A 13,223-nucleotide genomic window follows, 5' to 3' on the forward strand; every position below is an offset into this window, starting at 1 on the left:
CGTTGCGTATCGTTGCAAGCTACAGTGATGAGGTCGGATCGTCACGGAACGGAGACGCCATGGTGAACCGGGATTCGCCGCGCGGAACAGCACCCGCGGCCCTCGAGAACGCGGAGCAGGAGAGCGCCATGCTGCGGCCTGCCCACGGGTTCAGCGTCCGCGACTACGCGAAGTCCGCCGTCGGCAGTCGTCGCAAGGAGATCGACGCCGCGGCCTTCGCCGAGACGCCGCTGAGTGCTGAGACGGTCGCACTGCTCCGCGCCCTGTCGGACATCGAGCGCGCGACCATGCAGTACCTCCGCGGGGTGCTCGTCACCCCCACCCATAAGGACGCCAGAGTCACCGCGTTCCTGATCACCTGGGCGTACGAGAAATACTGGATCACCGACACCCTCGACACCGTCCTCAAGGCGAACGGGACCCCGCGCGACAAGACGCGTTCGACGGGTCTCCGGCGCACCGTCCACGGTGTGCGCGACCGCTTCGCGCCAATCGGCCAGGCCCTCATCGCGAACGTGCTCGGCGAGGACATCATCGCCTGGCACATGACGATCGGGACGATCGACGACCTCATCACCCACGCGGCCTACCGTGCGGTGCGCGAGCGCGAGCCGCACCCCGTGCTCGACCGCCTCGTCGACGAGATCCTCGAGACGAAGGCCAGGCACCTCGAGTTCTTCACCGCTCAGGCGAGTGACCGCCTCGCCACATCGCCCCGTGCGCAGGGAATCACCCGTCGCCGCATCCGGAACGCCGTGTGGCCCACAGGCTCCGATGCGAACGGCCCCCGACAGACGGCGCGGTTCGCCGCGCTCGTGTTCCGCAGCACCGCCACCTGGAGCGACCCCGCCGTCCTCGGCATCGACGCGTCGATCGACGCGCTGCCCGGTCAGTCGGGCCTCCATCTCGCCGCCAGACTTGCCCGCCGCGGACGCCGCGGCAGCCTCGAGGAGAACCGATGACCGACAACCCCACCCCAGACGCCGAACAGCCCGACGCCCAGGAGCCGGAGGCTCAGCAGCCCGCCACCGCCCCGGATGCCCTCGACGGCGCGCACGTGCTCGTCACCGGCGGCACCGGCTTCCTCGGGCAGGCGGTGCTCGAGCGCCTGCTCGCCGATCACCCGACCACCCGCGTCAGCCTGCTCATCCGGAAGAAGGGGTCGGTCCGCGGGAGCGACCGTCTCCAGACCCTGCTCCGCAAGCCGGTGTTCAAGGCCTGGCGCGAACGCGTCGGCGCCGAAGCCGCTGCGGCGATCGTGGCCGAGCGCGTCAGTGTGATCGAGGGTGGCCTCGACGAGATGGCGCTGCCGGCCGACCTCGACGTCGTCATCCACAGCGCGTCGACCGTCTCCTTCGACCCGCCGATCGACGAGGCCTTCGCCACGAACGTCGGCGGCGCGACCACCCTGTACGCGGCGCTCGCGAAGAGCGGCGCGACCCCGCACGTCGTCCACGTCTCAACCGCCTACGTCGGCGGCACGCGGAAGGGCATCCAGCCGGAACGCAGCCTCGCGCACGACGTCGACTGGCGCGTCGAGGCCGAGGCCGCCCGCTCGGCACGCGTCCGCACCGAGGAGTCGTCCCGTCGTCCGGAGGTCTTGCGCAAGCTCATGCAGACCGCCCGTCGCGAGCACGGCAAGGCCGGCCCCCAGGCCGTCTCGAACGCCGCCGAGGCTGCACGCATCGCCTGGGTCGACGCCCGACTCGTCGCCCACGGCCGTGCACGCGCCGAGAGCCTCGGCTGGACCGACGTCTACACCTTCACGAAGGCGATGGCCGAGCGGGTCGCCGAAGAGCGCTGGGCCGGCGAGGGCAACCGGCTCTCCGTCGTGCGTCCGTCGATCATCGAGAGCGCGCTCGCGCACCCGTTCCCCGGCTGGATCGACGGCTACAAGGTCGCCGACCCGCTGATCATCGCCTACGGGCGCGGACAGCTGCCCGACTTCCCGGGCCTCCCCGACAGCGTGCTCGACATCATCCCCGTCGACTTCGTCGTCAACGCGATCCTCGCTGCGGCCCAGACCCCGCCGGAGCCGGCTGCGGCGCGCTACTTCCACGTGAGCTCCGGAGCCAGCAACCCGCTGCCGTTCCACAAGATGTACGCGAACGTGCACAGCTACTTCACGGAGCACCCGATCCCGGCGGACGCCGGTGACATCAGTGTGCCGACCTGGAACTTCCCCGGCGGGCGCGCGATCGAGCGCTCCATCGACCGGCGGCAGAAGGCGACGACGGCGGCCGGCCGAGTCGTCTCCCACCTGCCGGCGAGCGCGACCACCCGCGGGTGGCAGGACCGGATCCGCAAGGCGTCGAGCGACCTCGGCTCGCTCCGCGACTTCACCGGGCTCTACCGCTCCTACGTGCAGAGCGAGATCGTGTTCGACGACCAGCGCACCCGTGCCCTGCACGCCTCGCTGACGCCCGAGCAGCAGGCGGACCGCGGGTTCGACGTCACCACGATCGACTGGGACGACTACTTCCAGCGCATCCACTTCCCCGCCGTCACGACCCTGACCCGCGCCTTCGCCAACCGCAAGGCGGGCGCCGCGAAGCAGCAGAAGATCCTGCCCGTGCGCGACGACGTCCTCGCGGTGTTCGACCTCGAGGGCACGGTGCTCGCCTGGAACCTCATCGAGCAGTACCTCTGGCTGCGGCTCGCCGCGACCTCGCGGTCGCGCTGGCCCATCGAGATCGCCGCGCTCGGCGCGTCCATGCCGGGGTACATCGGTGCTGAACTCCGCGACCGCGGTGAGTTCATCCGCACGTTCATGCGTCGCTACGAGGGCGTCGACGTGGCGCAGCTCGAGAAGATCGTCCGGGGCGGCTTCGGCAAGGCCGTCCGGTCTCGCCTCCTCCCCCAGGCGCTCGAGCAGATCGCCGCGCACCGGGCGGCCGGTCACCGGACGATCCTCGTCACCGGCACCATCGACCTCATGACGGCTCCGCTCGAGCCGTTCTTCGACGAGGTCGTGGCCGGGGCGATGCACGCCGAGAACGGACGCCTCACGGGTTACCTCGACAGCCCGCCGCTCGTCGACGAAGCGCGCGGCGCCTGGCTCACGCAGTACGCCGAGCAGCACGGCATGGACCTCGCGCACTCCTACGGCTACGGCGACTCCCATGCGGACGCCGCCTGGCTGCAGCTGGTCGGGAACCCGGTCGCCGTCAACCCCGACCACACCCTGTACAAGCTGGCGCAGGCCGGCCGGTGGACGGTGCGAGAATGGGCACGAACCACCGGAGGCGTCCGCTCCGAAGACGAACTGACCCGCGCACCGCGCCCCGCACAGCCGAGAGGAGAGCGGACGGCCGAGGACACGATCCCCGACCGCCCCACCGCACATGGCGTTTGACATCGACAAGTTCACCGAGACGAGTGTCTCGGTGAACTGGAGCGACCTCGACTTCGACGAGTTCAAGACGAACCCGCTCCCCGCTTCCACCCTGCGCAGCCTGCGCTACATGTGCGACATCGAGTACCACACGGTCTGCTACCTGCGCGACATGCTCATGACGCCGTCCCACGAGGACGACGAGGTCGGCGCGTTCATGACGATGTGGAACCGTGAGGAGTTCTGGCACGGGGAGGCGCTCGCCGCCGTCCTCGCCGCCCACGACATCACGGTCGACTTCGACGAGCTCAAGGCGACGCGCCTGAAGCTCGGCTGGAAGGACCGCCTCGACCCCATCAAGCAGTCGATCCTCGGCAACCTCGTTGGCACCGACTTCATCGCGGTGCACATGAGCTGGGGCGCGGCGAACGAGTGGTCCGCGACCGCCGCGTACACCCGCCTCGCGCAGTTGGAGCGGCACCCGGTGCTCTCGGTGCTCCTCAAGCGGATCGCGAAGCAGGAGACGCGTCACGTGGCGTTCTACGCGAGCCAGGCCAAGGCGCGCCTGGAGTCGTCGAAGAGCGCACGTCGACTCACCCGCTTCCTGCTCCGCAAGGTGTGGGGCCCCGTCGGCTCGGGCGTCATGCCCGACTCCGAGGTCACGCACGTCATGGGCCACCTCTTCGGCGACGAGGACGGCCTGGCCGAGGTGCGCCGCATCGACGGGCACATCGCCAAGCTCCCCGGCATGGAGGGGCTCACGATCATCGAGAACTCGCTCCGCGTGCGCGGCGTCGCGGCCTGAACCGCGCCACCTTTCCCACAGAGGAGGCTTCCGGCGAACGTACGGCTTCCAGAACGGTCCAAAAAGTGGAACACAACTTCGCTGTGTCGAATCTTCGGCGTACGTGGGATCGTCAGACTCGAAAAGGACACGCCCTTACCCGCTTCTACGCTGAGGTGGAAAGAGCATTTCTGGAGGTGCGAGACGCGAAGAACCTCGCCGCCAACGTGGCGAGCAGCCCTAACGTCGTCGCCCTCGGTGCTGTTGCAACTGACCAGAGCCTGAAAGCGCTAGAAGAAAATGCCGAACGCGTCCTCGGCGAATGCCTCTCTGGCACCAGCCTCACTCTCACAGCGGAGATCTCAAGTGGCGAGTTTTCCTGGAATCTCACCCCGGGGAGAAGCATTGGCACCCGTCAGACCTACACGATAGGCCAAACACCGAGCCACTATTTCGCTGACAAGATCCTGCAACAATCTCTCAGCGCTCACCACAGCCTCCAGCCTTCGTCTAGACACTCCATAGTTGCCAACATCTTACGGTCGATCGACAATTTCATGCCGACTGCAATTATCAGAGTTGATATAGAGCGCTTCTATGAGACGATCGATCACGCGACGCTACTCAGACTACTAGACACTTCAGAACTACCGCCGACAAACAAGCGCCTCGTTCGATTGCTTTTATCTGAGTTCACTGCCCTGACTGGCTCACCGAAGGGAGTTCCTACAGGAGTAGGGGTCAGCTCGCGCCTGGCCGAGATGTATTTGCAGGCACTGGACTACACATTGATGAGCGATTCACGCACAAGCTACTACGCGCGCTACGTAGACGACATACTCATTGTACGCGGCCTAGAAAATGCGGACAAGTCGACCGATCTACAAATGCTAGCGCCAATAAATGCATCATTGAACGCGCTCGGCCTCAAATCAAATGCAACAAAGACCGCCGTCACGAGACGTGCTAGCAACGGTGACCTACCAAGCTTCGAGTTCCTTGGCTATAGAATTTCGCACTCGAACTCCCCAGCCGCCGTTCTCACCCAGAGGCGTCTCGATGAAATCTGTGGACGAGTGGATCGAACATTTGATGTTTGGGACAAAAGGACACCCACCGACCATGGGGCGCGGCGACTCCTGTTGGACCGATTGCGCTTCCTTACCGGCAATGCCCGGCTCAGCAACAACAAACGAAATGCAATGGTTGGCATCTACTTCTCTAACCCACACATCACAGATCCCAGCTGCCTGATTGAGTTGGATTTACATCTGCAGTCACGGGCTAGCAGTTCGGCACTTCAGCCCGAGCTAGCGGCGAAAGTCGCTACTTTGTCGTTCGCCGATGGGTACAAGTCACGACGCATCCACCGCTTTACGCCACGTCAATTGACCATGATCAGGGGAGCTTGGAGTGACTAAGCGCCGACGTAGTATCAGGAAGCGATACTCGAGAGTACTGCTTTCCGAGGTGCTCCCTTACGAGCTACCGCCAAGCTTTTCGAACAAGGGATTCTACGATCTAGTAAACCAGTACGATCTAAAAGTCCTCGAACAAACGGCGCGCGCTCGCTTCAGAGATCGAGCTTCCGAAACGATAATCTCGGTAATTCTAGGACGGAGAGCCACCTTTCCCTCAGACGCAAAGGTGGGCGAAGATTGCGAGCTCAGCCTCGCTGGGAGTGCCAGTCAAGCCACCGTCCCCTTTCAATACAGCATTCGCCAACGTGAAGCGGCGTTTCGCACGTTGAGCATCCCCCACCCTGCTGGTCAGTTGGCTATCGTCGATTTCTATCGCAAGAACGCCGACATGATGATTTTCAATACAGGACGAGGTAGCTTCTCGCTTCGCCGACCCGCACGACCTGCGCGCTATAGCGTGATTCGCGATTGGTTGTTCGAGGAGCAGAAGCGGACCGCGAGTGGCGTAGAAATTGAAAACACAGATCAAGAATGGATACGGTCGTATTTCACATACGATAGATACTCGAACGTCTATAAGTTCTATGACTCCGCTGAGTATAGATTCTATGAACAGAAGTTTGGGTATCTGTTGAAGGCTGACGTCACGAAGTGCTTTGACAGCATCTATACGCACACCGTTGCCTGGGCCGCACATGGCCATGGGGTCGTGAAGGATAACGTTGGTCGCCGAACCAAGAAGCGGTCAAACATCCAAGGATCTTTTGGCGACCAGTTCGACACCTTGATGCAGCGGATCAATCACAACGAAACAAGTGGAATCTTGATCGGCTCCGAACTGTCGCGGATTTTTGCGGAGACCATTCTGCAAGCCATTGACCGTGACATATTGCACGAACTTGATAGCGACGGTCTCAAGAGTGGTGTCGACTACCAGATTTTGAGGTACGTGGACGACTATTTCATTTTCCTTGCAGATGCTTCAAACCAGCATCACATCTTAGAAGTACTCGCCTCCGGCCTGAGACGATACAAGCTTCACCTGAACCCCTCGAAGCAGGAAGGGGAACACACACCGTGGCTGTCACCTCTAACAATTGCAAAGTCGGAGGCATCTCGCTTAGTCAGAAAGGCCGCTAAGCGAGGTGCTCCAGACCTTGACGATGACCCCACCAGGCTCACGCGCCCGAAGGTGAACGCATCAAAGCTAGTCCTTAAGTATAAGAGCACGCTATTGGACACTGGTGTAAGTCATTTCGACCTGGCGAACTTCTCCTTGGCCAAGGTTGAGCGCCTAGCAGAGAAGATCATGCGCAGTTCCATGAATGAAGTATCGAGCAGGCCCTTAGTAGCAACTGAGGAGAAGCACGCCCATGCCGAGTCAACCGTTGCTGCATTGGTATCTTTGCTAGAATTCGTTTTCTTTGCTTATTCTGGCGCACCCCGAATGACTCCGGCAGTAAAGGTCGCGCGCATTGTCTCATCTATCATGAAATATGCGGCACTTGACTATATCCCAACACACTGCAGGGAGGAGGTCGCTACTCGGGTCAGATCTGCGGTGCTCAACCAATTGCGAAGATCAATTCGCGTGGAGAGCCCTTCTAGTACTACGGCGACACTTTTGGACTGCCTGTCAGACCTCGAACCCGATCTGAGGCTGTCGGAGGGAGATTTGATCGATGTTTTAGGTTTCCACGATATTGACGAGACTCTCCGAACCCCGAAGGGGATGAATGTCCTCCTTCTGTTCAGCATTTACCTTCACATTCGAGATTCCATTGGCTTCGAGCGCGTCCGCTCGGCCTGCGAGGCGTGGATGATTGGCGTTTCTCTTCGTCCTATGCGAGATGCGGAACGATCCATCATGATTCTCAATATGGTTTCCTGTCCGTTTCTGGAACCAGCTTTCGCAGCCTCACTGCTTCGCGACTACACGAGCACTCCAGCTCAAGCGGCCTCGGCTATCCGGTCTGGAGCAACGTACGCGAACGTCGACTGGCGTGGATTCGACCTGTATTCAGCGCTTCAGCGGAAGAGGCTCTACGAGGTATATTGATCTGGCGTCCTTGCAACCGCTTCCTAGCGGCACACACCAACGCAGAGCGTGACGCCTGGAGAATCGCCAGCTCTTGTGGAGTGTTCAGAACCTTGAACACCCCACAAGAGCGAATCCAGCGTCTCAGCTCTGCGAGACGATGCGGGCGCCGTGGACCGGTCCGTGGGCACGGATGACCTTCAGCCCGGACGAGGCGAGCGTCACCTGCAGTTCGACGGCGTCGTCGGTGTCGGCCGCCAGGAAGGCGATCGTCGGGCCGGAGCCGGAGACGAGGCTGCCGAGGGCGCCCTGGGAGTCGCCGAACTCGAGCACCTCGCCCAGCACCGGGCGCAGCTGCAGCGCGGCGGCCTGCAGGTCGTTGTGGAGGACCTCTCCGAGGAGGTGGGCGTCGCCCGCCCGCAACGCCTGGAGCACCGCGGCGTCGACCGTCGGCTGACGACCGGACGGCGAGATGTCGAGGATGTGCCGCGCACGGTGGGCGTCGAGCTCCTGGTAGACCTGCGGGGTCGACATGCCGAAGTCGGCGAGGGCGAGCACCCACTCGAACTGCCCCTTGGCCAACGCGCTGCTCAGTTGGTCGCCGCGGCCGGTGCCGACAGCGGTGCCGCCGAGCAGGGCGAAGGGCACGTCGGCGCCGAGGCGTGCCGCCAGCGCCAGGAGGTCGTCGCGGCTGCGTTCGGTCCCCCAGAGGGCGTCACAGGCGAGCAGCGTGGCCGCGGCGTCGGCTGAGCCGCCGCCCATCCCGCCGGCGACCGGCACGTGCTTCTCGATCTCGAGCCGGACACCGCCGCGGTACCCGGTCCGTCTCGCGAGGGCCTTCGCGGCGCGGATGGCGAGGTTGCTCGTGTCGGTCGGCACACCCGACACGTCCACCGAGCCGGAGAACGACACACTGAAGTCGTCGGCCGGATACGCGTGCACGTCCTCGTACAGCGAGATCGCCTGGTACGCGGTCGCGACGTCGTGGTAGCCGTCGTCCATCACTTCGCCGACTTTGAGGAAGACGTTGATCTTCCCCGGTGCTCGCACGTGGACGTGCTTGAGGATGGCCTCGGTGGTCATTGTTCCAAGTTAGTCGATCGAGCAGGCGCCTCAGACCGCGTCACTTGTCGGAGGAGTCCGCCCAGATGTTGACGTCGGCGCCCTCCGCGAGTCGGTCGATCTCCTCGAGCTCCTCGGTCGTGAACGCGGGGCCGTCGAGCGCCGCCAGGTTCTCGTCCAGTTGCTCGGGGCGGGAGGCACCGATGAGGGCGGAGGTGATCGCGGGGTTGTTCAGGACCCAGGCGAGCGACATCTGCGCGAGGGTCTGCCCGCGCTCCACGGCGATGTCGTTGAGGGACCGGAGGCGGGTCGCCATCTCCTCGCTCACCTGCCGGTCGGGCAGGGACGGACGGTTCGTCGCACGCTCGGCCGGGCCGTCGCCGAGGTACTTGTCGGTGAGCAGCCCCTGCGCGAGCGGCACGAACGCGATCGCGCCGAGGCCGGTCTCGGTCAGCACCTCGGTGAGGCCGTCCTCGACCCAGCGGTTGAGGATCGAGTACGACGGCTGGTGGATCACGAGCGGCGTGCCGAGCTCGCGAGCGACGGCGTGTGCGGCGGCCGTCCGCTCGGCCGAGTACGACGAGATGCCGACGTACAGGGCCTTGCCGGAGCGCACGATCGCGTCGAGCGCGCCCACGGTCTCCTCGATGGGCGTGACCTCGTCGACCCGGTGCGAGTAGAAGACGTCGACGTAGTCGAGACCCATCCGCTCGAGCGACTCGTCGAGGCTCGCGGTCAGGTACTTCTTCGAACCGAAGTTGCCGTACGGGCCTGGCCAGAAGTCGTAGCCGGCCTTCGAGGAGATGATGAGCTCGTTGCGGTACGGACCGAAGTCCTCGCGCATCATCCGACCGAAGTTCGTCTCGGCGGAACCGTAGGGCGGGCCGTAGTTGTTCGCGAGGTCGAAGTGCGTGATGCCGTGGTCGAACGCGTGGCGCAGGAGCGCGCGCTGCCCGTCGAACGGCCGGTTGTCGCCGAAGTTGTACCAGAGGCCGAGCGAGATGGGCGGGAGGAAGAGCCCCGAGGTGCCGACCTGGCGGTAGTCGTTCCGCGCGTAGCGGTCATCCGCCGCGGCGTACGGGCGGTGGATGTCGGGGACGTTCAGCGGGAATCGAGCATCAGCGGTCATGCGCCAACGTTATCGTCCCGCACGCACGATCGACAGGAAGTCGTGGACCGTGAGCTCCTCGCCGCGGGCCGTCGGCTTCACTCCGGCGGCCTCCATCTGCTCCGTCGCGGCCTGGGAGCTGCCGAGGACGCTCCCGAGTGCCTGCCGGAGCATCTTGCGACGCTGCTGGAACGCCGCGTCGATGAGCGCGAAGGTCTTGATGCGCTCCTCCTCGCTGCCGATGACGTCGCTGCGTCGCTCGAATCCGACGAGCACGGAGTCGACGTTCGGAATGGGCCAGAACACCTGGCGGCTCACCTGGCCGGCGATGCGCCACGCGCCGTACCAGGCGGCCTTCGCGCTCGGGGCGCCGTAGACCTTGCTCCCCGGGCCGGCGGCGAGCCGGTAGCCGACCTCGGCCTGCACCATGACGACACCGGCCGTCAGCGAGGTGAAGTGCTCCAGGAAGTGCAGGAGGACGGGCACAGAGATGTTGTACGGCAGGTTGGCGACGAGTCGGTTGGGCTGCGCCGGGAGTTCCTCGATGCGCATCGCGTCCTCGTGGACGACCGACAACCGGTCGATCATGCCCGGTGCCATCTCCCCCACCGTGAGCGGCAGCTGCTTGGCGAGCCGGCCGTCGATCTCGACGGCGACGACGCTCGCGTCGGCCTCGAGCAGGCCGAGGGTCAGCGAACCGAGTCCAGGGCCGATCTCGACGACGACGTCGCCCGGAGCGACGTGTGCGACCGACACGATCTTGCGGACGGTGTTCGCGTCGATGACGAAGTTCTGACCGAGCTTCTTCGTCGGCGTCACGTCCAGCAGGGTGGCGAGATCTCGGATCTCGGCGGGGCCGAGCAGGGCGACGGAGGCGGTCATCCCTCCAGTATCCCTGATCGGGGAGCCGGTCCTCGTCGGGCGACGGGCGCGAGGCTCGGTGACGGGCTCAGTCGCTCAGTCGGCCCAGGAGCCGTAGACGCGCTCGGTGTTCGTCGCGAGCTGCGTCGCGAACGCGGCGACGTCCTCGCCCAGGTGCTCGGCCATACCGCGCACCGTGTACGGGAGGAGGTACGGCGCGTTCGGACGACCACGGAACGGGGCGGGCGTGAGGTAGGGCGCGTCGGTCTCGACCATGATCAACTCGCGGGGCAGGATCGCGAGCGCCTCACGCAGCGGTGCGGCGTTCTTGAACGTCACCGTCCCGGCGAAGGAGGCGTACCAGCCGTGCTCGGCGCACAGCTCGGCGAGCTCCGGGCCGCCCGAGAAGCAGTGGAAGACGGTGCGTTCCGGAGCGCCCACCCGGAGGAGCGTCTCGACGACCTCGTCGTGGGCGTCCCGATCGTGGATCTGCAGCGCGACACCGTGGCGCTTCGCGATGGCGATGTGCGCTTCGAACGATGCGAACTGCGCCGCGCGGCCGTCCTCCTCGGTGCGGAAGAAGTCGAGGCCGGTCTCGCCGACGGCGCGGACGCGAGGCTCCGCCGCCAGACGGTCGATCTCGGCCAGCGCCTCGTCCAGGGTGCCCGCGCGGTCGAGGTCCGGTGCGTCGTTGGGGTGGATCGCGACCGCCGCGAGCACGCGGGGGTCACGAGCGGCGATCGCCGCCGACCAACGGGAGGTCTCGACGTCGGTGCCGACCTGCACGATGCCGCGGACCCCGACGGAGGCCGCGCGGTCCAAGTGCTCCGACGGGGTCAGCGGGGCGTCGCCGTCGGCATGCTCGAGGTGCGTGTGGTTGTCGTAGACCGCGACCGGCAGCGCCTCAGGAACCTCGGGGTAGCTCAGCTGCTTCCGCTCCCCCGCTTCGCGCTGCCGCAGGTGCGGTGTGGCGGCCGGATCCGGCGCGACGCCCCCGCTCATTCGGCGACGGCCTCGATCCGCGGGAACAGGGGCTCGAGCCCTGCCACCGAGGTGCCGGCGGGCAGCTGCCCCCAGGTGCCGACATCGCCGATGCGCTGTGCGCCGAGCTCGCCGAGGGCGGCTTCAGCGCCGAGGGCGGACCACAGCTTGGTGGTCGCCTTCGGGACGAAGGGGTGGAGCAGGACCGACAGGGCGCGCAGGCCCTCGACCGCCGTGGCGAGCACGGTGCCGAGCCGCTCCCGCTTGGCCTCGTCCTTCGCGAGTACCCACGGCTCCTGCTCGGTGATGTAGCCGTTCAGCTCGTCGACGATCCGCCAGATGGCCGCGAGCGCGTCCTGGATGGCGAGGCGCTCGATCGCGGCGTCGGCGTCCGCAGCCGCCCGGGCGACCGTCTCCTGGATGGCCACGTCGGCCGGTTCGGCAGGGCCGCTCGCCGGCACGACGCCGTCGAAGTACCGCGTCACCATGGCGAGCACGCGCGACGCGAGGTTGCCGAAGCCGTTCGCGAGCTCCGCCTGGTACCGCGCGGAGAGGTCCTCCCAGCTGAACGAACCGTCCTGCCCGAAGGCGATGGCGCGCATGAAGTAGTAGCGGAACGCGTCGGAGCCGAAGGTGTCGGTGATCTCACTCGGTGCGATACCGGTGAGCTTCGACTTCGACATCTTCTCGCCGCCGACGAGCAGCCAGCCGTGACCGAAGACCCGCTTCGGGACCTCGAGCCCGGCGGCCATGAGCATGGCCGGCCAGATGACCGCGTGGAACCGCAGGATGTCCTTGCCGACGATCTGCGTGGCGGGCCAGCGCTCGGCGAACGCCTCCTCGTCGGAGCCGTACCCGGCGGCGGTGATGTAGTTGAGCAGGGCGTCGAACCACACGTAGACGACGTGGCTCTCGTCCCACGGGACCTTGATGCCCCAGTCGAAGGTCGAGCGGGAGATGGACAGGTCTTTGAGCCCCTGGCGCACGAACTGGATGACCTCGTTGCGCGCCGACTCCGGCTGCACGAACTCCGGTCGCTCCTCGTAGAGGGCCAGCAGGCGCTCGGCGAAGTCGCTCATGCGGAAGAAGTAGTTGCTCTCCTGGAGCAGTTCGACCGGCTTCGAATGGATCGCGCACACCAGCTGCCCGACGTACTCACCGGTGCCCTGCACGAGGTCGCTCTCCTGCTTGTACTCCTCACAGCCGACGCAGTAGTACCCCTCGAACTCACCGGTGTAGATGAAGCCGGCGTCGTACAGGCGCTGGAGGAAGAGCTGGACGTTCTGTTCGTGCCGCACGTCCGTCGTGCGGATGAAGTCGTCGTTCGAGATGTCGATCGTGTCGAGCAGCGGGTACCAGGACTCGCTCACGAGCTTGTCGGCCCACTCCTTCGGCGTCACGCCGTTCGCGGTCGCCGTGCGCAGGATCTTCTGGCCGTGCTCGTCGGTCCCGGTCAGGAACCAGGTGCGGTCGCCGGCCTGACGGTGCCAGCGCGCGAGGACGTCCGCGGCCACCTCCGTGTAGGCGTGCCCGATGTGCGGGGCATCGTTGACGTAGAAGATGGGCGTGGTGATGTAGAACGAGGTGCCGTCGGCCATGGGGTCAATCCTAGGACGAGCGGGCGTGGCCACCGT

10 protein-coding genes are annotated in these 13,223 nt (G+C 65.4%); 5 read left to right on the plus strand and 5 right to left on the minus strand.

The window, feature by feature from the left end; all coding sequences use genetic code 11:
• The first annotated feature begins 59 nt into the window (after positions 1–59).
• The 5 genes from IFU30_RS11935 (at position 60) to drt3b (ending at position 7,598) form a co-directional block, all read left to right on the plus strand.
• Entirely contained in the window at positions 60–962 is a 903-nt protein-coding gene (locus IFU30_RS11935) for a hypothetical protein (protein WP_249404756.1), read from the plus strand.
• A complete protein-coding gene (locus IFU30_RS11940) occupies positions 959–3,355 on the plus strand; it encodes an SDR family oxidoreductase (RefSeq protein ID WP_192005290.1) in 2,397 nt (798 codons plus the stop codon). The genes IFU30_RS11935 and IFU30_RS11940 overlap by 4 nt, the downstream gene beginning before the upstream one ends.
• Complete coding sequence (locus IFU30_RS11945) at positions 3,345–4,139, plus strand: hypothetical protein (RefSeq protein WP_079705450.1); 795 nt, start codon at positions 3,345–3,347, stop codon at positions 4,137–4,139. The genes IFU30_RS11940 and IFU30_RS11945 overlap by 11 nt, the downstream gene beginning before the upstream one ends.
• Before the next feature lie 65 nt (positions 4,140–4,204).
• Positions 4,205–5,539 (plus strand): antiviral reverse transcriptase Drt3a, encoded by a 1,335-nt coding sequence (gene drt3a / locus IFU30_RS11950; RefSeq protein ID WP_192005291.1) that lies wholly within the window; start codon positions 4,205–4,207, stop codon positions 5,537–5,539.
• Entirely contained in the window at positions 5,532–7,598 is a 2,067-nt protein-coding gene (gene drt3b, locus IFU30_RS11955; RefSeq protein WP_342450855.1) for an antiviral reverse transcriptase Drt3b, read from the plus strand. The genes drt3a and drt3b overlap by 8 nt, the downstream gene beginning before the upstream one ends.
• A gap of 123 nt (positions 7,599–7,721) precedes the next feature.
• Here the strand turns inward: drt3b and IFU30_RS11960 are convergent, their stop codons facing one another.
• The 5 genes from IFU30_RS11960 to metG all read right to left on the minus strand — a co-directional run bounded on the left by IFU30_RS11960 (position 7,722) and on the right by metG (position 13,187).
• Entirely contained in the window at positions 7,722–8,660 is a 939-nt protein-coding gene (locus IFU30_RS11960; protein WP_191940737.1) for a 4-(cytidine 5'-diphospho)-2-C-methyl-D-erythritol kinase, read from the minus strand.
• Between the two features lie 40 nt (positions 8,661–8,700).
• Positions 8,701–9,768, minus strand: coding sequence for an L-glyceraldehyde 3-phosphate reductase (gene mgrA / locus IFU30_RS11965; RefSeq protein ID WP_124768944.1), 1,068 nt, complete (start codon positions 9,766–9,768; stop codon positions 8,701–8,703).
• Between the two features lie 9 nt (positions 9,769–9,777).
• A complete protein-coding gene (gene rsmA, locus IFU30_RS11970; protein WP_192005293.1) occupies positions 9,778–10,629 on the minus strand; it encodes a 16S rRNA (adenine(1518)-N(6)/adenine(1519)-N(6))-dimethyltransferase RsmA in 852 nt (283 codons plus the stop codon).
• Positions 10,630–10,704: 75 nt separating this feature from the next.
• The gene (locus IFU30_RS11975) at positions 10,705–11,610 is read right to left on the minus strand and encodes a TatD family hydrolase (RefSeq protein ID WP_192005294.1); all 906 of its coding nucleotides are present in this window, start codon (positions 11,608–11,610) and stop codon (positions 10,705–10,707) included.
• On the minus strand, positions 11,607–13,187 hold the full coding sequence (gene metG, locus IFU30_RS11980) for a methionine--tRNA ligase (protein ID WP_192005295.1): 1,581 nt from the start codon (positions 13,185–13,187) through the stop codon (positions 11,607–11,609). Before metG ends, IFU30_RS11975 begins: the two co-directional genes overlap by 4 nt.
• Positions 13,188–13,223: the final 36 nt, after the last annotated feature.

The organism is Plantibacter sp. CFBP 8798 (genome assembly GCF_014841195.1).
GTDB lineage: Bacteria > Actinomycetota > Actinomycetes > Actinomycetales > Microbacteriaceae > Plantibacter > Plantibacter auratus.